Below are 23272 nucleotides of genomic sequence, written 5' to 3'. Positions count from 1 at the left end.
GCGAAGCGTCTAGTACTGCAACGACAGGTTGTGTCTCTAGTTCGTTGCTGGGTGCGTCTTCTCCATTCAGACCATTTCAGGGCGTGGTCGATTAAGTGTTTCGTGCGCATTGCGACGTGGTTTCACAGGCGACGGATTTCGTTGATGCTCAGAGGGCGAATACCTGCCGGTAGGTATTCGCCATCTCCCCTTATTGGCCGCCCGCTGGAGCCTGACCAGGAAGGCGGAAGCAGTCATGGAAAAAGTGATGTGGCGATACCATGACTGGTAGCCGCGGACAGATAGTGGTCGAGTCCTGTCCTGGGTCAACTTCATCGAGATCATTATCTGCGTTTTGGGAACGGCGACCACGTGCGCGATTCCGCGTTCTTCCATCCACCACCGCAACCGCCGCACCTGCCCGTATGCTTTGTTCGCGGTGACCCACCGGAAGGGGATTCCCGATGCGACCACCCGTGCGAGCAAGGCCTTGCCCAGATCGGGCTTGGTGGCAAACTCCACTTCATCACCGATACCCGCCTGGCGGCATCGTTCACGGTCTTCGGTCCACGACTTCGGCAGATAAAGCTCACGATCGATCAGCGCCCGCCCCACAGGACTCGCATAGGCGCAGAACGCGCTGATGCGACGCAGGCGTGCCAGGCTCCAACGACGCGAGTTGCTCTGGTCGTCTACTGATTGTCATGTGGGCCCCGCCCGGAGGGAGCCACGGGAGCCAAATCGGGGAGCCAACGCCTCTCGATGGCGCTGGACTTCCTCAGACTTGCCGGGACTCCCTCAAGGGGTTTGCGCAGGTGAGGGGCTCCCCGTTCGTCTCAGAGCAGGGCCCGACGAAGATCGATCCAGCTGAGTTGCTTCAGACCGAAGAGGTCACTGGTTCGAACCCAGTATCGCCCACCCGATTTCACCAGCTCAGACAGGGTCCCGGAGATCACTCCGGGACCTTTTTCGATCTTCGAGGCGGGAGCCGAACGGGGAGGCACCGCCACGCGACGTACGCCGACCGAAGACGGCGTTCATCGTGGCGGCTCCCTCGTTGATGACCGGCCTCAACTGGTGCCGGTACACCTTCTGGTGACCGCCGTACCGGCGTGCCCGACGAGATCCGCGATCGTCTCGAGGGGCACGCCGCTGTCGCTCATACTCGAGACGAACGAGTGACGGAGTTCGCGGGGAGTCCAGTTCTCCCCGATCTTCGCGTTCTTGGTGATCAGCCGGAATCCCCGCCGCACGTGAGCGGGATCGAGCGGCGTTCCGGTCCGGGAGCAGAAGACGAGGCCGGTGCCTTTCCACGCTTGGTCGGCCTTGAGGCGCTGAGCCGCCTGGCGCGCGTGACGCTTGCGAAGGGCGTCGACCGCTTCGTCCAGGAGTTCCAACGTGCGGCGGGACCTCTGGTCTTGGTGTCGCCGTGCGCTCGTACCGAGCGCCAGACGTAGACGGCGAACCGATCATGGTCGAAGCCGACCTCGGCCACCGGCCGCCATGCGGGCTCATCGTCCACCCATGCGACGACGTGATCCCACTGGAGTGCCCGCGCCTCCTCGGTTCGGATGCCGATCATGAGGCTGAGCACGACGTACGCGTGCAGCCGCGACGACTTGGCCTGCTCCATCACGGTCACGGCTTGGTCGAGGGTGAGCGCCTTGCTCGGACGTCAGCCCCTGCCCTTGGGCGTAGTGACCAGTTCGGCACGATCTCGTCTCGCGCCTGAGCCTGCCGGACGGCGCGCTTCAGGATCGAGTGAACCCCCTGCAGGCTCCGGGTGGACAGCACTTCCGTGAGCCCATCGAGCCAGTCATCGACGTCGTCCGCGCTCAAGTCCTTGAGGTTGGTCTTGCCGATCAGCGGGATCACGTGCTTCTCGGCGAGGATGCGATTCGTCGTGATCATCCGGGAATTCGCGGAGTGTGAGGTGCCAGAACTCGTCCATGGCACGTGGGCTGGGCTTTACCCTCGGTTCTCGTGCCTTTTCGGCTGCCGTACTTGATGTTCACCCGCGTTATGAGCTGGCTGGTTCGCGGTGATACCTCTTGGTGTTGCGGCATGAGGTCGCGGTGCTGCGTCGGCGGGTCGGGCGGCCCAGACTGGACTGGGCCGACTGCGGTGTCTCGGCTCTGGCGCGTCGACTTCCGCTGTGGCTGCGCTCGCATCGGCTCGTGACGCCGAGCACGCTGCTGGCCTGGCATAGGCGCCTGGTCGCCAACCACTGGACCTACCCGAGCAGGGCCGGTCGTCCGCCTGTCTCGCAAGAGGTCCGCGAGTTGGTGGTGGGGCTGGCCACTGAGAATCCACGATGGGGGCATCGCCGCATCAAGGGCGCTCCAGTATCAAGAGGACACACTTGGAGGGTGGGGCGAATACGATGAGAATACTAATAATTGCCTGATGTATTGCACGAGCGCCCTGCGAGCGGGAGGGTACGATGCGCCTTCCGGTGGCCTAAGTCCATGGACTGGGTGGTGAAACTCACGCGTGCACAGGGCTTGATTCCTTAAAGTTGGGAGTGGCAACTTGGCAGCTAGAAATTCTGAAGTGCTCGATTGTCTCCTCCGGATTGCAGCGGACGAGCGCGTATCGTGGAAGTCGCTTGCTTTGGCTGGGCGGGGAATTACGGCAGAGGCCAAAGCCAGGGAATGGGTTTTGCTGGTAGGAAAGCCAACTTTCGATGGGGTGGAGTTGGCCAATCTCCTCATCCATCGCGGAAAATTGCATGAAGATCTTATGAAGGCATGGAATTGCCTCAACTCTCAAGAGATTGATGAGGTTGCATTCATGAATCGAATGAAGGCGATTGTGGAGGCTCTTGAACGGTGGATTCCGGAGGGCTAATGTGAGTTTTGGTCACCGAAAGCCCAGCTCAACACGTACCTGGAGATACTGACACCTCACAGGTGGCGAGAAAGCCCTTCATGGGTGAGAGCCTGTTCCTGAATGTCGCCTGATCAGGGGCTGTGTATGTGACGGGTCGGGTGATAGTGGAGGTTGGTTGTTCGGGTGGGGGGTGGCGGCTCGGAGGGGCGGTGGTGTCCGGTCTGTGGGCAGCGGCTGGTAGGTCGTGCTGGGAAGCTGCGGCGTGATGGGGTGTTCTGCTCTGATGCGTGTCGATCTGGGCATCGGCTATCTGGGGAGGACGGCCAGAACGGTCCTCGCCGGCTGCTGGAAGCGCGGGTTCGGTCTGGAGATCACCGTTATCGACGTCGAGGACCTGCTGGACGAAGGGGCTCCCGGGCACGCCGCCTCTGAAGGCCGGGCGGCGGCCGTCCTGCCCCGCCTGTCCCCGCGCTACCGGACGGTGCTGGAGCTGCGCTTCTTGCAGGGCTGTAGGCAGCGGCGGCGCTCGGAGCCAGCGTCGGCGACGCGAAGGTCCTGCAACACCGTGCCCTTCGCTTGGCGGCGAGACTCGGCACGGGTGATCCGGCTGCGGACTTCACGGTCCCGGAGGGAAGACACCTTGGCCCGGAGTGAGGATTCCGTCGGGGTCGTAGCGTTCACGGGCCGTCTTGAAGGCGGCCCATGCGGGGCCGTAGTGGGCGCGCCACTCCTCAGGTGTGGTGGGTATGGAGCCGACCGGGTATTGGTAACCCCCGACGGCTTGGGCGCGCTGGTAGAGGGAACGGTTGGCCTCCACCATCTCCTGCGGGTTCTCGGCTCCGGGTGAGGCGGTTCTGAGCAGTGTGAAGAGGAAGACCGTCTCCTCGTCGGGCAGGCGCAGCAAGGGCAGGTGCAGGCGGGCGCGGGGGAAGGGATAGAGCAGGACCACGCCGCTGGCGCCGACCTCGGTCTCGGTCAGGTCCTTGATGGCGGCCTCTACGAAGGCGTCGGTGCGGCTCGCGGGCAGGAGCATGTTCCACCAGGGGTGCGGGCGGTACCACTCGCCTGTGGACTTCAGATAGACGACGCCTGCGGCGAGCCGGTTGAGGAAGTCGAAGTAGGACATGTCCTGGATCTGCCGGTCGCCGGGCTGGTCGCGCAGACCGTCGAGAAGCCTGGCGTCGTCGGGCGGGGTCGTGCCGTTGAAGAAGGCGACCGCTTCGAGCTGGTAGCTCCAGCCGGCGGAGCCGGTCGGCAGTCCGAGCTCTCCCTCCACGTAGGCGAAGCGGCCGTCGTTGACCACGCGCCGCTGGTCGGCGGTCAGCGCGGCGACGCTCGGGTAGGAGAGCAGGTAGTGGCGGACCGTCGCGGGGGCGGGCAGCAGGCGCAGGGTGGCCTTGGTGATGATGCCGCACTGTCCTCTTCCCGCCAGCGCCGCGCGGAAGAGGTCGGGGCGCTGCTGCGCGGAACACCTCCTCAGGCTGGCATCCCCGGTGACGACCTCCAGCTCCACGACGCTGTCCACCTGGGCTCCGTGGTGGTGGGTCTGGCCGCCGAGACCGCCCACCGCGAGCGTGCCGCCGACCGAGAGCTCCAGGTAGTCGGTGAAGACCGGAGGGGTCAGGTTGTGGGCCAGGGTCGCCTGCGCCAAGCTGCTCCAGAGCGCGCCCGCCTCCACGACGGCCGTGTCCTCCCGCACCTCAACCGAGTTGAGCGGGGTCATGTCGATGATCAGACCGCCCGCGACCTGACCCTGACCGAAGGTGGCGTGTCCCTGGCCGCGCGCGGCCACCTGCAGGTCGTGCGTCCGGCAGTACTTCATCATCAGCATGATGTCCGACACGGCACCGGGCTCCAGCACAGCCCCGGGGGTCCGATGGACCAGGTGCCCGAAGTCGTCGGCCGCCTGGCCGCGCGAGGCGGGATCGGTCACCACCTTGCCCTTCAGCGGCGGCAGGTCGACCATTCCGGGAGACTGGGCGGCGTCTGTGACCCACGTGCGCGTGGACGGGTCGAAACCGACCACGGCCGCCCCCGCGGTGAGAAACGCCTGTCTCCACGGATGCCACGTCATACCCGACCCCTTCGCAGCGCGGTCACATCGCGTCGATCATCGCCGACGGCACCCGGCGCCGCTACCCGCACGAAACCGGATGACAGCCACAAAAGGGTTACTACGGCGCTTCGGGTCTCGACAGGCGAGCCGTGGGGCAGGCGAGCATCATCGAGGCAGGATCGACCGATGAGTGCGACGTGCCTGGCACGGTCTACCGCCCGAGACGCACGAACCGAGGAGACCCGATGGCGGACAGCATCATCGACGGCAACCCTCACCTCGCGAGCGCCGACTCTCCAGATCGTGTCGATCATCTGGTCCCCAAGCCACGAGGCAGCGTGAGCACAACCGCACGTCCTCACCCGCGACCAAGGCCGACTCGTCAGGCACCGGGGGCGAGGCGGGCCCGGTGGCACCGACGGCGGAAGGCCGGCCGTCGCGTCCCACCGGGACAGGTGGTGCGTGGGCGGTGAGGTCAGCTCAGCCCGCTGACGGTGCCGCCGAAGATCGCCTTCTTGACCGAGATGACGTATCCGTCGCCGTTGGCCAGATACCAGTGGCCAAAGGTTCCGTAGGAGCCGCCGAACTGCAGGACGACCTGGTTGTCGTTCCATGACACTGCGATGATGCCGACGCAGTCGGTGCCACCCGCGTTGCCGGCTCCGGCCTCGAAGTCGGTGTCGTCGGTGAAGTAGAGCTGGTAGCCGAAGACGTAGCCTTGGCTGTGCAGGTCCCGCAGCTCGTGCCGTCAGGGTGCTGAGCGGAGTATCACGTGGTTCGAGCGGGTGCACTTGCTGATCAAGGTATTGATGAACAGCGTGAACGTCTCCATGTGGATCTCGCACTCATCCGCGACCATAGGGTCGAGTCTGGAATAGCCCGCATGCCGCGCGATCTGGGAATCGGTGAAGGAATGGCCCTTCACCTCGGTTGTTCGGGGGAATGGATTCCCCTAGATCGGATCCCTTGACTGGTCGAGAGTGCCTCGCTTGTACGGACGTTCTCTGGCTGGCCCTTCACAGGGAAGCGCGTCGAGGCTGAGGAGGTCTGTTCTAACCATGAAGGCAGTCCGCGATATCTTCGGACTATCTTTGTCTGAGGCTGCTGAGGGTGCGGAGCGTTGTCAGACTGGCCGAACTGGTGGAATGGCAGGGGTGAGAGAGCGTTAATTGACTGGCAGTCGGTTGAAGAACGCTTGGGAATCGCTCTACCAGGTGCCTACAAGGCGATGCGCTTCGCGGCGGGTGTCCGGACGTTGAACGTCAGCCAGTCGTCGCCCGTGCGTGCGCGAGCAAGTCTCCGCCGCTCCGGTCGGCGATGTGTGAATTTCTGCGGGGGGCAGCCAGGGCGGTCCCCTGGTCCCTAGATCATTGACGCGGGCTGCGCGGCCACCGGCCCGAGACGCCGACTTCCCGCCGACCCGACTGTGGCCAGCGACCTGGCGTGCGTGTGCGTGGTGGACGGCGCAGGAGGCGAGGAGATCGCAGCCGGCCCCGTGGGCTGCTCGCGGTCACCACCGCAGGCACGGGAGATGGGGATCGGCCACCACCTGACCGACCGGTCGGCGAACCCGAGGACAACGGCGAGCTCGTGGCCTTCCTCACCTCCGACCGGGTCGCGTTCATCACGGGCTGCACCGTTCTCATCGACGAAGTGCTCCCCACCCGCGTCGTTTCCTACGCGGACGAACGCGGCTTGATGCCATCGGCGGGCCACAAGGCATGATTCCACTTTGTCCTCCGCCCCCTCTGCCGACCGTATGTTTCCACGGGCAGGAGCCGACTCAGCGTCGGTGCGCGACGTCCGGGGGGCGAAGGCGCGCCGGTAATGCCGACCAACACCAGATCCCCGGCCCCTCCGAAGCCTGACTCAGCAGTGTCCCCACGGGCGTAGCGACGCGGCTTCATTCGCCGAGGGTTGCGGCTGTGCCGTTCTCGACTCGGAGCGCTCAAATACGAGCGCTCTCAGGTCGCGGCCGTGGCACAGTATCCGGCACCCAAGGGCTGTCGGGGCGAATAGAACGGGCCGCGGCGGGCACGCGATCCTTATCGGCCGGTACGAGCCGCGGACGCGGCGCCGACCGGAGGGGGGAACATCATGGGTCTGCTCGACAAGCTGAAGAACAAGACGCAGCGTGCCAAGGGGCGCGCCAAGGAGGAGGCGGGGCACGAGTCGCGCGATCCGCACCTGAAGGCTGAGGGCCGCAAGGACCGCATTGCGGGCGGCGCCAAGCAGGTCGGCGAGAAAGTCAAGGACGCGGCCCGGGAGGTGCGCCGCACCACCGAGCGGTGATGTTCGCACGTGCGCCGCGACAGACTGGTCGTTGCCTGGCCCGGCGCCCTGTCGAGTGGTCGTCGGTTCGAACACGTCAGGCCCCAGCGGGCGTTGACGCGCAGGTTGATGTATCGCTGCCGACAGCGCCCCTCGGGCGTACGCGAGTAACCGTTCGCCAGGCCGTCCCGGAGGTTGGCGGGCCGTCGTTGGAAGCGTGGGGGAGTCGTACGCCGCGGCAGTCCTCCCAGACGAGGTCCGTCAGTGTGACCGCAGGAGCGTTCTGCAGCTGCGGGACGGTCGGGTGCGCAGAGCTTCGGGCAACGCTCGGCGTTGTCCTTTCCGCATCTTCCGGCGTGCAACGGCCATGTAGCAGCACCGCACCCGCCAGGCTCCCGAGCACGACGCGGCCGCTGCGTGCATTCGCCGAGGCGGCGTTCATGTGAAGAACACTCCCGGGATGGGCGCGGTGGCTGCCGCCAAGCTTGGGTCGGCCGGTGCCCAGGGGGTCCGATGGCGCCGTCGGCGGCCAGAGCCGAAGGGTTCGTGCGGTCGATGCCCATCTGCCCGGCGCAGTAAAGCAGCCTGGCCGGGCCGCATTACACCCCCAGATCAGGAGCACATTGATCTTCGCGGCCCAACCGGGTGGGGCCGCGGGCGGCGGGTTGGGGATGTTGACCGAGGGCCGGAACCACGCGGACCCAGCCACGGGGTCTGCTCCAGTGACAGGGGCGGCGGAACGTCGGCTCCCAGACGGTTTCGACCAGGTGGCGTGGTTTGGCCGGCAGGTCGACGGTGGTGGGGTCGTCCACCAGTTGGCATCCGAGCGAGCCCGCACACCCGCGCTTGCAGCAGCGCGAACCGTACGGTCGCCTCCTTGGGCTCGGGCCTGCCGCCGTCGCTGACGATGACCAGCGCGGCTATACGCCCTTCGGCCTCTCCACGGCGGCCAAGATCCGCCGGCGGTGCCTTCACCGACTCGATGCCCCAGACCCAGCACCTCATCCTGAATTCGGCGATGACCCACCGAGGATTCTCTTTGGCCATTGGCCGGGTAGGTCCAGCGCCTTGCGACCGGCCGAGAACGCGCCGACCGTGCCGCCGGGTGGCGACGCCCATCGGGTCCCGCGTCCACAGCGACAGCTCGGACTGGATCGCGGGCCACCGTGGTGGAAGGTTTCGGCGGCCGAACGATCGGCTCGGGGTCCGGCCGATCGTTCGGCCTGCCGCTGTCAGACGAGGTAGATGACCAGCAGGGCCAGCCAGAGGACGGCCAGCCAGCCGTCGGTGGCGAGCCGCAGCCAGCGGGGCGCGTGGCGGACCTCCATGAAGTAGTGGATGATCAGGCGGCATTTGACCAGGCCGAGCACGACGATGGCGGCGACGAGTTCCTTGCCCACGACCGTCGCGGACTGGGATTCGCCGGGGGTGAGGAGCCAGGCGAGGACGGTCGCGGCCGACAGGGCGGCCCAGGCGATCAGGACGGTCCGCTTGTCCTTCTTGAGGGCCTGGTCGGTGGGTGTGGTCACGTGGGTCACCTCATCAGGTAGAGGATGGCGAAGATGACGACCCACAGCAGGTCGATCATGTGCCAGAACAGGACGCTCTGCTCGACGATCGTGGGCCGCCTCCTGCGGGTGTCGCGTAGCTCGCGGACCGCGACGCCCAGGATGATCAGCCCGAAGGCCACGTGGACGAGGTGGACGCCGGTGAGGACGTAGTAGAAGCCGAAGAACTCGTCCTGGATCGTGTAACCCCGGCTGATCTCGACGTACCACTCGTAGGCCTTGATCAGGGTGAACAGCACTCCGCACGCGCCGGTGGCCAGGAGCAGCCGCTGGGCGTTGCGCACCGCCCCTTCCCGGACGGCGATCACGGCGAGGGCGGCGAACAGGGAGCTGGTGAGGAGGACGACGGTGTTGGTGACGCCGATGCCGACGCTCAGGTGTCGCTGGGAGGCGGTGAACTCTTCGGCGGACATGGCGCGGAAGACCATGTAGGTGACGAAGTAGCAGCCGAAGAAGAACAGGTCGCCGAGGACCATGACCCACATGTCGACGTCGCCGGGCAGTCGCCGTTCCCGGGCCGGCCGACCGTTTCGCAGGGCGGCGGTCATCGGGCGTCCTGCAACTCGTAGAGGGCGGGGGTGTCCACGGTTTCGCGACTGGCGGCGATGCGGAAAAGGGCCAGGAAGCAGACGATCCACAGGCCGAAGACGACGAGGGCGATGTAGAGCGTGATCATGCCGTTCCAGGCGAAGGCGCCGGAGTGGTGGAGCCACATCTGGCTGGCCAGGATCTCGGTGACGATCTGCCAGATGGTGATGTAGGCGAACCATTTGGGGAAGATGCCGTTTTTGTCGTAGAGGATGGCGATGGCCATGACGGTGTAGGCGGCGGTGAAGCAGCCGAGAGATCCGTTGTAGGACAGCATGCCCAGGTCGTAGAGCAGATACAGGACGTCGGGGGAGCGGTCGGGGCGGAAGGTCGCGGTGAGCCAGCAGGCCAGGATCAACTGGAACCCGGGGATGGCGCCCACGCCCATGGTGGCGATGTAGGCGTAGGCGAGCATCTTGCCGGATGACATGCGCATCATGAAGTAGCCGATGATCCCGTTGGAGATCGCGGCGCCTCCGGCGATCACCAGGAGGAACACGAAGCCCACCTGGATGCCTAGCTGGTGCTGGTCGAACCAGGCCGCGGCCTGCATGGCGTTGACGTCCGGGCGGGGCGGCGGGGTGGCCCGCCCCAGCAGGCATATCCCGACCGACAGGGCGGTGTAGAAGACGCTGAACGCCCAGTAGAAGATCCAGACCTCCCGCTTGCCCAGGCGTTCCGGCTTCGGCGGCCCGCCGGAGCCGTCCTCGGTGAGAACGGCGGCCGTGTCCGTCATGACGTCGCCCTTTTCTGCTCGGCCTGGTGTTTCAGGGCGATGCGCAGGATGAAGAACATCACCGCGACGAAGAGCGTGAAGGCGCCGTTGCGCAGCCAGAACGACACCAGCCCGTCCCATGCCAGCGGACCGTCGCGGAACACGGCCGCACCCGCCGAGGGCACCATGGCCAGCGCGGTCAGCAACGAGTAGTGCCCCACCCAGCGCGGGAAGACCGGCGCCCGGCGGTCGTCGGCGTAGACGGCCAGGGCCAGGAGCGCGAACTGGGCGACCAGCATGCCGATCGGCGCGATGAAGATGATCCAGGCCAGGTCGTTGAGCACCTGGATCAGTTCGTCACCCCGGCCGGGCCGGAAGGCGGCCACGGCGAAGAAGACGTTCGACAGCGCGAACAGGGTCGCCCCGGCCACGACGGAGGTGAGATAGGAGAAGGCGTAGATGTGGCTCTCGCTACGCATCCGCTGCATCTGCACCATGATCAGCACGAAGAACGGGACGATCAGGATGCCGAACAGGTTGAAGCCGACCATGCTGAACCGGATCAGCGGGGTGTTGTCCCGGTAGAACGTCCCGACCTCGGCCGCGCTCATGTCCGGCGACATGGGCGGGAAGAAGCCCGGGAAGGCGACGAACAGCACCAGCAGGACGAGACCGAGCACGGGCGCGGACCACAAGATCACCTGCTGGGCCCGCAGAGCCGAGACGGCCGATTCCTCTTTCTCTGTGAGGACCTGCATACCTTCCTCTTCTCTGGCTGTAAAGCGCGTTCTCCTCATGCGCGAGGGGTACTTCTGTGCTGGCAGCATGCATCGTTTCCTGACGGTAGTCAATGATCGAGATGCGGTAGGATCCGTTGCCATGGCGAAAGTTCCTCCCAGATCGAAACATGACCATGGTCAGGGAAGGGCCGTTCCTGTGCGCGCGCGTTCCCACGTCAGCCGGGACGCGATCGTGCAGGGGGCGCTGGCTCTGTGGCGGACCAAGGGCTTCGCCGAGACCACGGTCACCGACATCTGCAAGGCCGCCGGCGTCTCCAAGGCGTTGTTCTACGTGTACTTCGCCCGCAAGGAAGACGTGCTCTGGGAGATGGAGGTGTTCACCATGCGCGACGCCCATCGCGCCGCCGAGGCCGTCGCGTCCCGCCCCTACGAGCTCGTCGACCTGATCGAAGCCGTCATCGAGCTCCTGGAGCACAACATGCGCCGCTACCCCCCAGAGCTGATCTTCGAAGCCGTCATCGAGACCTACCGCACCGAACGGCGCGCCCTGGCCGACGGCGCCACCGACGCCGACCTCGCCTTCCTCTTCCTCGAGCCGTTCCAGCAGGCGCAGCGCGACGGCAAGATCCCCGCAGAGGCGGACGTCGCCCGGACCGCGCGCATCGCCCAGATGCTCGTCGCCGACGGCATCAGGGACTGGGCCGCCGCCGACTTCTTCGACCGCCCCCTGGCCGGACCTCTCGCCCGAGAGATCAGCACCCTGATCAACGGCCACCAGCATCCCTGAACACGCCAGGCGCCAAGGCGCGGCGGCGGGCGTCGAGGCGTCGGAACGGTGAGCGGACGATCGCGGCCCGGTCAGGGAAGATATCGACCACGTCGGTGCTGCGGCGGATCTCCTTGTCCAACCGCTCCTGGGGAGCGTTCGACCAGATCTGCCGTCACAGCTGCCGCAGGAAAGCCGCGAAGGCTTTCAAATCGCCCTTGGCCTGGTTCCAGATGCTCGGCCTGCAGGAAGTCGACCACACGGGCGTGCCGGGCCTGTGCTTCCTCGGCGGCGGGCTGGTCGAATACGGTGCACACCAGTGCGGCCACCCATGGCTGCGTGGACAGGCGTGCCGACGTGTGGCGGCGTCGCAGCGGCACCGGTCGGCTTGTCAGCATCTGGTGACTGTCAGTGGTGATGGTGGACCGTGAATTCTGGAAGGCCAGAAGAGCGCTGGGATGAAGAAGTTGCTCTGAGCTGGTGAGACGCCGTCTCGGCGGTCCTCAGTTTGGCCGGTCGGCAGGCATCAAGATCGACACCCGCCCATCCGGAGTAGTGGGCTGCACGCTCTCTCGCCCTAGCTGTGGCAGGGGCCGGGCCCCTTCCTCCTTACTGAGGCCAAGGGAGTTTGTACTGCGGGTGGGGAATCGCCCGTTCCCACACCTGATCGAATGCCGCCGGTCGTCGTGCTGGGGCACCACCGCGCGCTGCCGGATGGCCTGTCTGGCGGGCATCCGCCACAGGTTCCGCCCGTCCAGCGACACGATCCCGCCGGTGGGCCGCAGTGCCCGGTAGACGGTGCGCAGCAGCGTCGACTTACCGCTGCCGTTGGGGCCGATGGGCCCGATGAACCGGTGGGGTTCGGCGACCACGCGCTTGGAGCCGATCTCGGCGGTGAGGTCCGCGATGTCCAGCCGCATCACGCGCCCCCCGTCGCAGGACGCCGCAGCAGCAACAGGGCATGCCGAGCGCGGTGGTGAAGATGCTGACGGGCGGCTCGTTCGGACGGTCCACGGTGCGGGTGGCGATGTCCACCGCGACCAGGAACACCGCGCCGAGCAGCATGGCCACCGGCAGCACCCGCCGGTGGTCGCCGCCGACGGGGAACCGCGTCGTGTGCGGGACCATCAGCCCGACGAACCGATTCCGCCGTCGCGGTGAGCAGCGATCCCGTGACCAGCAGCGCGATCCGCAGCGACCGCACCGAGGCGCCGGGCCCGGCCGCGGCGTCGTCCCCGGCCATCAGGGCGTTCATGTTCTGGGTCCGGTTTCTTCGACGACCACCACGCCGGGCTCGCCCAGATGCCGCTGGACCAGTCGACGTGCTGACCGCCACGATCGAGCGGATCCCTCAGCGGATCGAGGAACACATCGCCGCGATCCCCGCCGCCCAGCCCTCGAGGATCATGACGGCCAGGACCACGGACAAGAGCAGCGTGCCGTTGCTGTTTCGGTGCGGGAACGGGCCATCGATCACGGAGGCGCCGTGGCCGCATGGTCTCGTGTTCTGGCCGGGACCGGCGAGTTGCGCCCGTAGCCAGGCGTGGGGTCGTCCGGTCCACGCTTCGTCCGTCGTCACCTCACCTGCGCGAACTCGTTGGACGCGCTTCACCCAGATCGTCCGGCAGCCGTCTGAGACCGCCGCGCCCGAATCCGGGTATGGGTGTTGACCTGCATCGACATGTCATCTACTCTACAGAAAATTCTTCTGTTTTGCAGAGTAAGCCTGGAGGGCATGTTCAGTGAAGGTGGAAGAGTTGTCCGCTGACGGGCTCGCCTATCGGCGCACGTTCGTCGTGCCGTGCGATCCGCTGCACGCGTTCAAGGAGTTCACATCGGGACAGGGCGGATGGTGGCCGCACGATCACAGGCGCGGCCCTCAGCCTGTCCTGGGCATCGGGTTCGAGCCTGCCGTCGGCGGAGACTGGTACGAACGGTCTATCGACGGCTCTCGTGTGCGGCGAGGAAAGGTGCTTGTGTGGGACCCGCCGCGCCGCGTCGTCGGTGAATGGCCGCTCATGCTCGGCGTGGACGCCTCGATCGACGAGGTGGGAACGAGCGAGCTCGACGTGCGGTTCAACGAACACCGTGAGGGTGCCACGCGAGTCGACCTCGAGCACCGTGGGATGCACTTCAACACCCGACCTGATTTCGTCCGCCGGATGTTCTTCTCTCCGTACGGGTGGGACCTGGTCGTCGACAACTTCTCGGCCTACCTCGCCAGCGAGCCGTGGCGATGAGCCGGGTGCTGGTGACCGGAGCGTCGGGGCAGGTCGGCGGGGCGCTGGTTCGAGGGCTCGCGGCCGCCGGAGTGTCCTGCCGAGCGCTGATGCGCGATCCTGCCTCCACCACCCTCCCGGCGCAGGCGGAGGCGTTCCGGGGCGACTTCACTGATCCATCGTCGCTGGCCGGCGCTCTGCGGGGAGTGGAGAGCGCCTTCCTGATGGCGCCGGCCAGGCAGTTGCCTTCCTACGCCCGCACCTTTTGCGACCTCTTGGTCGACAGCGGGGTCAAGCACGTCGTGCTCCTGTCGTCCCTCGCGGTGGAGATCGCCGGAAGCAGCCCGCTGACGACCGAACATGCTGAAGCCGAGCAAGCACTCATCGGAACCGGAGTGGGATACACGTTCCTCAGGGCCGGCGTGTTCTCGGCGAACACGCTGATGTGGGCTCCGGCGGTACGTGGCGATGGACGGGTACGCCATCCGTTCGGCAACTCGGCGGTCGCCCCGATCGACGGAGACGACATCGCCGAAGTCGCCCTTGAATGCCTCACATCGGACGAGCACCTTGGTGCGACTTACCCGCTGACGGGGCCCGAACGGATGCTCCCATCTGAGCAGGTCGCCATCCTCGCGGACATCCTCGAGCGGCCGCTCCGCTTTGCGATCATGCCTGAAGGTGAGGCCGTCCAGATGATGGAACACGCCTACAGCGCCACAGACGCCACCGCGATCGTCGAGGCGCTGCGAAGTGATCAGGTGGCGTGGAGCGATCCGGTCGACACGGTCGAACGAATCACGGGCAGGCCGCCGACGACATATCGGGAGTGGGCAGAGCGGCACGTCGACTACTTTCGCTGACGATCGTCCCGAATGGCTGATTGTGGCGCTGACGTGCCACGTCCGCTCGATGTTGCCCCGCGGCTCTTTCGCCGTCCGATGTGCCGGCGAGGACGCTCGCCGAAGGACCGAGGTGAGGCATCGGCTTCCGGCAGTCCCCCAGGACGAGGAAGTGATCACGACTACGGCATTCGACCCCATTGAGCTGGGCCGCGAGCGGCCGGCCAGGCGTATCGTGATGGCGCTGATGACCCGCGGCCGTGCTTACGGGGCCAGCGGGCGTCGGCGGGCTTGATCGTGACCGAGGGCAAGGGCTGCCCCGACACCGGGCCTGCACTCTGATCAGCAGGTGGCGGCGTGGCAGAAGATCACCGATGCGATGCATGCCGGCAGGGTCGGCCACACCGACTTCCTGCCCGGTGGCCTGCACCCGGTAGGCCGTCTCCGGTCGCAGCGGTCGGCCAGGTCTACCCTCACGAGGGTCCGAAGGACTTCTTGAAGCCCCAGCATCTGACGGGGGAGGAGATCGCTCTTACGATCGCCGACTTCGCCGACACGGCCCGCAACGCGGTTGCGGCCGGGTTCGACGGATTGGAGCTGCACGGCGCGAATGGCTAGCTGATCCACCAGTTCCTGGCGCCCGACTCCAACCGGCGCGCCGACGGGTGGGGCGGGTCAGCAGAGGGCCGGGTCCGGGGCGCCACCGAGACCTACCAGCGCGTTGGTCGCCCGGCTGAGCCCGCTGAAGCTGCCCTACCTGCACCCGATGGAGTCCTCCGGTGCCCGCGAGGTGGTGCTGCGCCTGCACAAGGAATGGCCGCACCTTCATCCTCAACCCGTCCAGACGAGCTGTCGCTGATCGAGGACGGCATCGCCGACCTGATCGCCTACGGCGCCCTGTTCCTGGCCAACCCGAACCTGCCTGCCCGCTGGCAACACTCCCGGCAGGGTCACGTTCTTCGGCGGCGACCATTGTGGCTACACCGACGCGGCCTGGAGCCGGTCGCGCCAGTGGCTCCCCGAAGGACCGGATAGGGGTCCTGCGCATCCCCAGCCAGACCCCGGCCAGGTTGATGAACACGTTTCTCGGTTCGGCGTTGGAGGCTGCGAGCCGGTCGGCCGAGCAGATCGGGGCGGCCCGGTGTGCTGCGGTCGCTGGTCATGATGATGGCTGAGGCGCCCTGTCGGCCGGAGGCCGACGAGGTTCGCGGCGCCGACCTCGGCGAACCTGGGCCGGGATGATCGAGTTGGCCATGTCCGAGCGGCGGTCGGGGTCGTACTTCCCCGAGCGGCTGCTTGCCGGGCCGAGCGGGCCCCACGTCCTGGCTGTGTCCAGGTGGGCACGGGCCGGCACTGCGATCGCGTGGGCCGACTCGGAGTCCTCGGGCAGGTCCCGGTGCGCAGGATGTCGGCCAGCACCATCGCATCGATGTTGTCGGACTTCTTGGGGGCGACCGAGTACTGATTTGAGCGCCGGCCGGACGTATCGCGCGGCATTCTTCGGTTGACTTCGCAATCCCGGCGACCCGCACGGCCCCGGTCTTCGCTCAGAATGCGCGCCGCGTGGGCTCGAGCCGCGATCGCAACCGGCCATGACCGATGCCCGGGCCGGGGCTCGACGTTCAGCGGCCGGGGCCGCTGAAACGCTGGCGTTCGTAGAAGTCGGGGATCTCGGCCTGCTCGAACGCCGATGTGGGGCGCAGGGCCTGCCTGGTGTCGATGTTGAGCAGGTAGAAGGGCATGCGCTCCATGGGGTGCCGCAGCATCGCCGCGCCGGGGCCGTGGTTCATGCCGCCCGGGGTCACTGTCATGAGGCCGATGGGCCGGCCGGGTACCCCGTCGCCTTCGGGGGAGCCGAGGTTGATGATGATCTCGTCGTAGTCGACGTTGCGGTGGTAGGGCTGGACATGTGCGGCTTCGGGGTCGTTCTGCCAGATCCTTGGGGCCATCGTGCAGAACCACACGCCTTCGGCGGCGAAGGTGGCGTGCGTGATCGGCGGGACGTCCATCCGCTCGGAGGTGACCGGCCTGATGTCGCGGAGCCTCAGCCGGTACGGGGTGACGCTGCCTTGCCAGCCTTCGACGTCCAGCGGGTCGAACGGGTGGAAGATCGACGACAGTCTCTCGCCCCGTTTGACGACGATCTCCCACTCCGGACCGTCCAGCCCGGAGCCGTGCGCCCTGAGCGCGTCCAGTCGCGGGACGTCCAGGACGCCGATGTCGAACGGCAGGAAGTGGCCCAGCAGCCCTCGATCGGGAACGCCGACGGCGGCGGTGGTCTCCACCACGTACGACAGGTTGTCTGTCGTGTGGGGGATGAGCCGGTAGTTGGTGCCCTTGGGGATGACCAGGTACTCCAGCGGGCCGTACTCGAGTGTGCCGTAGTCGCAGACCAGCAGTCCCGAGCCCCGCTGGACGAGGATGACGGTGTCGCCGTCGGCGTTGCGGAACAGGTACGGCGCCGGACGCCGGCGTCTGGAGATCGACAACCGCATGTCGGCGCACTCCAGCAGCGTGGTGGGCTGGGCGCGTTCGTCGGCGTCGTCCTCGGCGGGCAGGTCGTCGGTGAGAATGCCGCGCGGCCGGATCGGTCCCTCGACCCGTGTCCACTCGGTCGTCGGGTGCGCCCGGTAGAGCTGCGAGCAGTCGCCGGCGAACCCGTCGCGGGCGTGGTGCTCCTCATAAGTCCCCTGCGGCCACGCGCCCTGGGCCTGGCGTATGACGGTGCCTTGCGCGTGCTTCGCCCACATGGCCCTGACTCCTCTCACCTCACCGGAATACCCGGACCGAATTCCTCCGAGTCGACGGACCCTATTGCCCGCACCCCTCCGGCGCCCTACTCTCCAGAATAGTATTCTGGAGGAGATCGGATGCCAAGAGCTGTCAGCAACGAACCGGAAACATGGCCGGACCCGCCCGCCCCCGCGGAGTGGTCGGCCGGGGGGCTGCTCATCGCCAACCGAGGAGAGATCGCGATCCGGGTCGCGCGCACCGCGGCCGAGTGCGACATCCGCAGCGTGGCCGTCTACGCCGAGGACGACGCCGCCTCCCCCCACCGTGCCCACGCCGACGAGGCGGTAGGACTGACGGGTGGCGGCCCCGGCGCGTATCTCGACATCGCCCAGCTCGTCGACGTCGCCCGGCGCGCCGGATGCGTCGCCGTGCATCCCGGATACGGCTTCCTCAGTGAGAGCACCGAGTTCGCCGCCGAGTGCGAACGCCTAGGGCTCGTGTTCGTCGGGCCCCGGCCCCGGACGCTCGCGCTGTTCGGTGACAAGCTCGCCGCCCGGCGGCTGGCCCGCGACTGCGGCATCCCGGTCTCCGCGGGGCCCGATGAACCCGTCACGGTCGAGCGGGCCAAGGCGTTCCTCGCAGAACTCGGAGACGGCGCGGCGATCCTCCTGAAATCCGTCTCAGGCGGTGGCGGGCGGGGCATCCGTGTGGTGCGTGACGAGAGCGAACTGGACGAGGCGTACGTCCGGGCGTCCGCCGAGGCAGGGCTGGCGTTCGGCAGCGGCGCGGTCTATGCCGAGGAGCTCATCCAGCGCGCGCGGCACATCGAGGTGCAGGTCGTCGGGGACGGGACCGGGGCGGTCACCGACCTCGGGGAGCGGGAGTGCAGCGTCCAGCGCCGACACCAGAAGCTCATCGAGACGGCGCCCGCCGTGGCGCTGCCCGAACCGGTGCGCCGCGAGCTCGGCGGCGCGGCCCGGCGGCTGGCCGAGGCTGTGCGGCTGCGCGGTGTCGCCACGGTCGAGTTCCTGCTCCGTCCGGACGGACGTTTCGTCTTCCTGGAGGTCAACCCGCGGCTGCAGGTGGAGCACACGGTCACCGAAGAGGTCACCGGGGTCGACCTGGTCGCCACGCAGCTCGCCATCGCCGCCGGGGCCTCGCTCGGCGACCTGGGACTGGGCCCGGGCGAGGCTCCCCGCGTCCGCGGCCGGGCGATCCAGGTGCGCGTCAACGCCGAGATGATGTCGCCGGACGGCTCCACCCGCGCGGAGGGCGGCACGCTGTCGGTCTACGAGCCGCCCACCGGACCGGGGGTCCGCGTCGATGGCTGCGGCCTGGCGGGATACACCGTCAACCCCCGGTACGACTCGCTGCTTGCCAAGGTGGTCGTGCACACCGCCTCCGAGGAGGTCGCCGTCACCGCCGCGAAGGCCGACCGGGCGCTGCGCGAGTTCCGCCTGGAGGGGGTCGCGGTGAACCTCGGGCTGCTGCGCGCCGTCCTGCGCCATCCCGCGTTCACGGCGGGCCGACTGGTCACCGGATTCGTCGATGAGAACGCCGCGGAGCTGACCGAGGCCGCCTCCGCCTTCGTGCAACACGACCTGGCCACCGGGAAGGACGAGTCGCCGGACCTGCCGCCGGGATCGACCTCGGTCGGGGCTCCGTCGCCCGGTGTCGTCGTCGAGGTGACCGTCGCCGCGGGTGACGACGTGCGGCCCGGCGGCCAGGTGGCGGTGATCGAGGCCATGAAGATGCAGACCGTGGTCACCGCGTCGAGCGGCGGGGTGGTGCGTGAGATCTGCGTGTCCGTCGGCGACGTCGTCGAGCATGGTTCCCGGCTGGCGATCCTGGACGACACCGGCGGCACTGCTGCGGAGGACACGGCGGACCGCGTCCTGGACCTCGACGCGATCCGCCCCGACCTCCAGGAGGTGCTGCGGCACCGGACGGCGATCCTGGACGAGGCACGGCCCGAGGCGGTCCGGTCGAGGCACCGCCTGAACCGGCGGACGGCGCGGGAGAACGTGGCGGATCTGTGCGACGACGGCAGTTTCGTCGAGTACGGCGGGCTGGCCGTGGCCGCGCAGCGCGCCCGGCGGGACCTGGCCGATCTCATCGACCGGACACCGGCCGACGGGCTCGTCGCGGGTATCGGCCGGATCAACGGTGCCGACTTCCCGGACGAGCGGGCGTCCTGCGCGGTGATGTCCTACGACTACACCGTGCTGGCCGGAACCCAGGGAATGCAGGGACACCGCAAGTCCGACCGGTTGTTCGATCTGGTCAAGCGGTTCCGGCTTCCCGTGGTGCTGTTCGCGGAGGGTGGGGGAGGCCGGCCCGGCGACACCGACTACGCCGGTGTCGGCTACGGCGACCTCGTCACCTTCCCCCTGTTCTCGGGACTCAGCGGGCTGGTGCCGACCGTCGGTGTCGCGTCGGGACGCTGCTTCGCCGGCAACGCGGCGCTGCTGGGCTGCTGCGACGTCATCATCGCGACCGCCGACGCCACCATAGGCATGGCGGGTCCGCAGATGATCGAGGGCGCTGGACTGGGCCGCTTCGCCCCCGAGGAGGTCGGGCCGGCATCGGTGCAGACCGCCAACGGCGTCATCGACGTCCTGGTGGCCGACGACCGCGCGGCGGTGGAGACGGCGCGGCGCTACCTGGCCTACTTCCAGGGGCCGCTCTCCTCCTGGGAATGCGAGGACCAGCGCACGCTGCGGTGGCTGGTCCCGGAGAACCGCAAACGCGTCTACGACATCCGGTCCGTGATCTCCGTGCTGGCCGACAGCGGCTCCGTGCTGGAGCTGCGCGAGGGGTTCGGGACGGCGATCGTGACCGCCCTGGCCCGCGTCGAGGGCCGGCCCGTGGGCATCGTGGCCAACAATCCGCTGCGCCTTGGCGGTGCCATCGATGCCGATGCCGCCGACAAGGCCACGCGCTTCCTGCGGCTGTGCGACGCCTTCGACCTGCCGGTGCTGTTCCTGTGCGACACCCCCGGCTTCATGGTCGGACCCGAGGCCGAGAAACAGGCCCAGGTGCGCCACTTCGCCAGGTTGTTCCTCCTCGGGGCGGCCCTGACCGTTCCCACGTTCACGGTCGTCCTGCGCAAGGGGTACGGGCTGGGCGGTGTCGCGATGGCCGGCGGGAGCTGGCGCCTGCCGATCTTCACGATCGCGTGGCCGACCGGTGAGTTCGGGGCGATGGGCCTGGAGGGCGCCGTCCGGCTGGCCCATCGTGCCGAGCTCGCGGCGATCGAGGACCCGGCCGAGCGGCAGCGCGTCTACGAGGAGATGGTGGCCGGGGAGTACGAGCGCGGCAAGGCGCTGAACGCCGCCACCTACTTCGAGATCGACGACGTCGTCGATCCGGCCGAGACACGTGCGCGACTCGCGCACGCCCTGGCCGCCCGGCCGCCGTCCCGTCCCGCACGGGCGGAGGGCCGCAGGCATCTCGTCGACAGTTGGTGACCAGGTGACGGCAAGTGTGACGACAGGTGTGACGAAAGGTGGACGTGCCATGCAGGAGGAGCCGATCAGGCTGGCGGTGATCGTCGGCAGCACCCGTGACGGCCGGTTCGCGACCACGGTCGCCACGTGGTTCTCGGGAGAGGTGGGCCTGCACCTCAAGGCCGAGGTGGATGTGATCGACCTGGCCGAGGTGCCGTTGCCGGTGGTCATGCAGGCGGCACCGGTGAACACGGGTGTGTACGAGTCCGCCGAGGTCCGTGCGCTGGCGGCCCGCATCGAGGCGGCCGACGCCTTCGTGGTCATCACCGCCGAGTACAACCACAGCTTCCCCGCCTCGCTGAAGCTCGCGGTCGACTCGGTGCATCTGGAGTGGCGGGGCAAGCCGGTGGCCTTCGTGTCCTACGGGGGGCTGTCCGGAGGGCTGCGGGCCGTCGAGCATCTGCGGCAGGTCTTCGCGGAGCTGCGCGCGGTGACCGTGCGCAACACCGTGAGTTTCCACATGATGTTCGAGCAGTTCGACGAGCACGGCCGGCCGCGGCAGGCGGCGCAGGTGAGCACGGCGACGGCGACGATGCTCGCCGAGCTGGAGTGGTGGGCCCGTGCGCTGCGGCGGGCCCGCAGGGACTCGCCGTTCATGTGGTGATGGTCCGGCCCGTGCTCGCCTTCCGCCGCTGGTGAGGGGCGAGCACGGGCCGAATCGTTGCGCGTGTGCCGGGCTCAGCCCGACGCGTGCTCGCGGCCGAGTTCTTCGGCGATCCGCGCCCGCAGCCGATACTTCTCGATCTTGTTGGTGGGGGTCCTGGGCAGTTCGGGGATCACCCGGACGTACCGGGGGCGCATGAACCGGGGGACGTTCTCCTGGGCCCAGTCGAGCACCTCCTGCTCGCTCAGCGTTCCCCCCTGCTCGTCGTCGACCGGAACCACGAAGGCGGCGATGTCATGTTCGAGGGAGTCGGCGCCGGCGACGGGGACGACGGCGGAGACGGCCACTCCGGGCATGCCGTTGAGCAGGTCCTCCAGTTGGGCGGAGGAGATGTTCTCGCCCCGCGTGCGGATGCGGTCGCCCACGCGGTCCACGAAGTAGGCATGGCCGTCGCCGGTGCGGCGCACCAGATCGCCGGTGTGGAACCAGAGGTTGCGGGTGGCCGCGGCGGTGGCGTCCGGACGGCCGAAGTACTCGCGAAGCAGCAGATGAGGAAGCCGGGGCCGCACCGCCAGCTCGCCCGTGCCGTCCCCCTCGACCGGCTCGTCCATCTCGTCGAGCACCGCGACCTCCATGAACGGGGCCGGCCGTCCCATGAAGCCCTTCCCGATCGGGGCGTCGCCCTTCATGACGGGCGCGCCGAACCCGGCGAGCAGATCGAGGATCTTCCGGTGCCAGGGGTCGTCCCGGCCCGGTGCCTCGTCGATCACCCCGAAGTAGGAGCAGCCGGTCTCCGTCTGGCCGAAGCCCGCCGTCACGAACGGCACACCGAAGCGCTCGGCGAAGGCGTGGTGATAGGCCGGCAACGGTTGCATGTGCACCATGGTCAGGCTGTTGTCGGCGTCTGCGGGAGCGGCCGGCTCGTTCATCAGCCAGGGGATCATCACGTCCAGCAGCACCGCCGTGGTCGCTTCCGTTCGCCGCACCCGGCCCCAGAAGTCGTGGCTGCTGAACTTCTGCCAGACGGCCACCGTCGCCCCCGCCCACACCGCACGGGCGACATTGAAGATCGCTCCACCGACGTGGTAGAGGGGCAGGTCGTTGTAGACCACGTCACCGGGCCCGATCATCCGGCGTACGAAGAACGTGTACTGGTTCATCCACCGGAAGGGCTGGACGACGCCCTTGGGACGCCCTGTGGTCCCGCTGGTGTAGATGATGTTGGCCGGATCGGAGGGCATCCGGCTCACCGCGGGCTCCGACGCCGGACCGTCCGCCAGCTCCGCCCAGGTGAGCACGCGGCGCCCTGCCGGCAGGCGTGCGGGGACCTCGGCGGGGCCGTCCCCGTCGATGACCACGCAGGCGGTCGTCAGGGCATCGCTCACCTCGGCCAGTGCCGCGAGCAGGGCCCGTTCGCAGACGACCACCCCGACACGGGCGTCCGCGAGCTGGTAGGCCAGCGTGCCGGCGGTCAGATTGAAGTTGACGGGCGTGTAGATGAGACCGGCGCGCCAGGCGGCGAACATCGCCGTCGCCGCGGTGACCGGGTCGCGGGTGAACACCGCGACGCGGTCGCCGGTGGCCAGGCCGAGCCGCAGGAACCCGCCGGCCACACGCCGCACCGCCTCGTCGAAGTCCCCGTAGGACAACGTGGTGCCCGACTCCTCGGCCACCATGAGCGGCCGGTCGCCGTGGCGCCGGGCTCCTTCGCGCAGGCCCTCGATCACCAGCCGGTCGTCCCGGCGCAGCTCCGCGAGCACGTCCATGACACTCCCCAGATCGAATTCTTTTAAGCAGATTGCTATTCTGTTTCGCATCGGGAGATCGAGTCAACACTCACTTCGCCGTTG

22 protein-coding genes and 2 pseudogenes are annotated in these 23272 nt (G+C 67.9%); 9 read left to right on the top strand and 15 right to left on the bottom strand.

What is annotated here, in order from left to right; all coding sequences use genetic code 11:
- Positions 1-66: 66 nt before the first annotated feature.
- The 3 genes and pseudogenes from ACZ466_RS01005 to ACZ466_RS00995 all read right to left on the bottom strand — a co-directional run.
- Positions 67-627 (bottom strand): annotated as a pseudogene (locus ACZ466_RS01005) (transposase); the annotation flags it as partial.
- Between the two features lie 422 nt (positions 628-1049).
- The gene (locus ACZ466_RS01000; RefSeq protein WP_378280960.1) at positions 1050-1376 is read right to left on the bottom strand and encodes a tyrosine-type recombinase/integrase; all 327 of its coding nucleotides are present in this window, start codon (positions 1374-1376) and stop codon (positions 1050-1052) included.
- 241 nt (positions 1377-1617) lie between these two features.
- The gene (locus ACZ466_RS00995; protein ID WP_378280961.1) at positions 1618-1890 is read right to left on the bottom strand and encodes a hypothetical protein; all 273 of its coding nucleotides are present in this window, start codon (positions 1888-1890) and stop codon (positions 1618-1620) included.
- Positions 1891-2532: 642 nt separating this feature from the next.
- On the opposite strand from ACZ466_RS00995, the gene ACZ466_RS00990 reads away from it, so the two are divergent.
- A complete protein-coding gene (locus ACZ466_RS00990; protein ID WP_378280962.1) occupies positions 2533-2829 on the top strand; it encodes a hypothetical protein in 297 nt (98 codons plus the stop codon).
- Between the two features lie 598 nt (positions 2830-3427).
- On the opposite strand, the gene ACZ466_RS00985 is transcribed toward ACZ466_RS00990, so the two are convergent.
- Positions 3428-4885, bottom strand: coding sequence for an FAD-binding protein (locus ACZ466_RS00985; RefSeq protein ID WP_378280963.1), 1458 nt, complete (start codon positions 4883-4885; stop codon positions 3428-3430).
- A gap of 457 nt (positions 4886-5342) precedes the next feature.
- A complete protein-coding gene (locus tag ACZ466_RS00980) occupies positions 5343-5486 on the bottom strand; it encodes a hypothetical protein (RefSeq protein WP_378280964.1) in 144 nt (47 codons plus the stop codon).
- Between the two features lie 971 nt (positions 5487-6457).
- On the opposite strand from ACZ466_RS00980, the gene ACZ466_RS00975 reads away from it, so the two are divergent.
- Together ACZ466_RS00975 and ACZ466_RS00970 are read left to right on the top strand one after the other, a co-directional pair.
- Positions 6458-6592, top strand: coding sequence for a hypothetical protein (locus ACZ466_RS00975; protein WP_378280965.1), 135 nt, complete (start codon positions 6458-6460; stop codon positions 6590-6592).
- Positions 6593-6964: 372 nt separating this feature from the next.
- Positions 6965-7159: a CsbD family protein gene (locus tag ACZ466_RS00970; RefSeq protein ID WP_378280966.1), complete on the top strand. Its 195-nt coding sequence runs from the start codon at positions 6965-6967 to the stop codon at positions 7157-7159.
- A 1211-nt stretch (positions 7160-8370) separates the two neighbouring features.
- Here ACZ466_RS00970 and ACZ466_RS00965 read toward each other — a convergent pair.
- The 4 genes from ACZ466_RS00965 to ACZ466_RS00950 are packed head-to-tail and all read right to left on the bottom strand — an operon-like array spanning position 8371 to position 10767.
- Complete coding sequence (locus ACZ466_RS00965) at positions 8371-8667, bottom strand: cytochrome C oxidase subunit IV family protein (protein WP_378280967.1); 297 nt, start codon at positions 8665-8667, stop codon at positions 8371-8373.
- Between the two features lie 5 nt (positions 8668-8672).
- The gene (locus ACZ466_RS00960) at positions 8673-9254 is read right to left on the bottom strand and encodes a cytochrome c oxidase subunit 3 (RefSeq protein WP_378280968.1); all 582 of its coding nucleotides are present in this window, start codon (positions 9252-9254) and stop codon (positions 8673-8675) included.
- Positions 9251-10030, bottom strand: coding sequence for a hypothetical protein (locus tag ACZ466_RS00955; protein ID WP_378280969.1), 780 nt, complete (start codon positions 10028-10030; stop codon positions 9251-9253). Before ACZ466_RS00955 ends, ACZ466_RS00960 begins: the two co-directional genes overlap by 4 nt.
- The gene (locus tag ACZ466_RS00950; RefSeq protein ID WP_378280970.1) at positions 10027-10767 is read right to left on the bottom strand and encodes a hypothetical protein; all 741 of its coding nucleotides are present in this window, start codon (positions 10765-10767) and stop codon (positions 10027-10029) included. The genes ACZ466_RS00955 and ACZ466_RS00950 overlap by 4 nt, the downstream gene beginning before the upstream one ends.
- Positions 10768-10945: 178 nt before the next feature.
- On the opposite strand from ACZ466_RS00950, the gene ACZ466_RS00945 reads away from it, so the two are divergent.
- The gene (locus tag ACZ466_RS00945; protein ID WP_378280971.1) at positions 10946-11536 is read left to right on the top strand and encodes a TetR/AcrR family transcriptional regulator; all 591 of its coding nucleotides are present in this window, start codon (positions 10946-10948) and stop codon (positions 11534-11536) included.
- Between the two features lie 52 nt (positions 11537-11588).
- Here ACZ466_RS00945 and ACZ466_RS00940 read toward each other — a convergent pair.
- From ACZ466_RS00940 to ACZ466_RS00925, 4 genes and pseudogenes are all read right to left on the bottom strand, one after another.
- Positions 11589-11859: pseudogene (locus tag ACZ466_RS00940) on the bottom strand (transposase); the annotation flags it as partial.
- 159 nt (positions 11860-12018) lie between these two features.
- Complete coding sequence (locus ACZ466_RS00935) at positions 12019-12435, bottom strand: ATP-binding cassette domain-containing protein (protein ID WP_378280972.1); 417 nt, start codon at positions 12433-12435, stop codon at positions 12019-12021.
- Positions 12332-12643, bottom strand: coding sequence for an iron chelate uptake ABC transporter family permease subunit (locus ACZ466_RS00930; RefSeq protein WP_378280973.1), 312 nt, complete (start codon positions 12641-12643; stop codon positions 12332-12334). Before ACZ466_RS00930 ends, ACZ466_RS00935 begins: the two co-directional genes overlap by 104 nt.
- A 223-nt stretch (positions 12644-12866) precedes the next feature.
- Positions 12867-13094 carry a hypothetical protein gene (locus ACZ466_RS00925; protein ID WP_464042658.1) on the bottom strand — a complete coding sequence of 76 codons (228 nt, stop codon included), beginning with the start codon at positions 13092-13094 and terminating at the stop codon, positions 12867-12869.
- Positions 13095-13257: 163 nt separating this feature from the next.
- Between ACZ466_RS00925 and ACZ466_RS00920 the strand changes: the two genes are divergently transcribed.
- The 3 genes from ACZ466_RS00920 (at position 13258) to ACZ466_RS00910 (ending at position 15194) form a co-directional block, all read left to right on the top strand.
- Positions 13258-13755 carry an SRPBCC family protein gene (locus tag ACZ466_RS00920; protein WP_378280975.1) on the top strand — a complete coding sequence of 166 codons (498 nt, stop codon included), beginning with the start codon at positions 13258-13260 and terminating at the stop codon, positions 13753-13755.
- Entirely contained in the window at positions 13752-14597 is an 846-nt protein-coding gene (locus ACZ466_RS00915; RefSeq protein ID WP_378280976.1) for an SDR family oxidoreductase, read from the top strand. The genes ACZ466_RS00920 and ACZ466_RS00915 overlap by 4 nt, the downstream gene beginning before the upstream one ends.
- Before the next feature lie 474 nt (positions 14598-15071).
- Complete coding sequence (locus ACZ466_RS00910) at positions 15072-15194, top strand: oxidoreductase (RefSeq protein ID WP_378280977.1); 123 nt, start codon at positions 15072-15074, stop codon at positions 15192-15194.
- Positions 15195-16198: 1004 nt separating this feature from the next.
- Here the strand turns inward: ACZ466_RS00910 and ACZ466_RS00905 are convergent.
- Positions 16199-17326 (bottom strand): homogentisate 1,2-dioxygenase, encoded by a 1128-nt coding sequence (locus ACZ466_RS00905; RefSeq protein WP_378280978.1) that lies wholly within the window; start codon positions 17324-17326, stop codon positions 16199-16201.
- Between the two features lie 120 nt (positions 17327-17446).
- On the opposite strand from ACZ466_RS00905, the gene ACZ466_RS00900 reads away from it, so the two are divergent.
- Positions 17447-20779 (top strand): acetyl-CoA carboxylase family protein, encoded by a 3333-nt coding sequence (locus ACZ466_RS00900; RefSeq protein ID WP_378280979.1) that lies wholly within the window; start codon positions 17447-17449, stop codon positions 20777-20779.
- A 49-nt stretch (positions 20780-20828) separates the two neighbouring features.
- On the top strand, positions 20829-21422 hold the full coding sequence (locus tag ACZ466_RS00895; protein WP_378280980.1) for an NADPH-dependent FMN reductase: 594 nt from the start codon (positions 20829-20831) through the stop codon (positions 21420-21422).
- A 74-nt stretch (positions 21423-21496) separates the two neighbouring features.
- On the opposite strand, the gene ACZ466_RS00890 is transcribed toward ACZ466_RS00895, so the two are convergent.
- Positions 21497-23188, bottom strand: coding sequence for a class I adenylate-forming enzyme family protein (locus ACZ466_RS00890; RefSeq protein WP_378280981.1), 1692 nt, complete (start codon positions 23186-23188; stop codon positions 21497-21499).
- Positions 23189-23272: the final 84 nt, after the last annotated feature.

This window comes from Actinomadura rugatobispora, from assembly GCF_055379765.1.
This window is presented reverse-complemented; position numbering and strand designations above follow the sequence as displayed.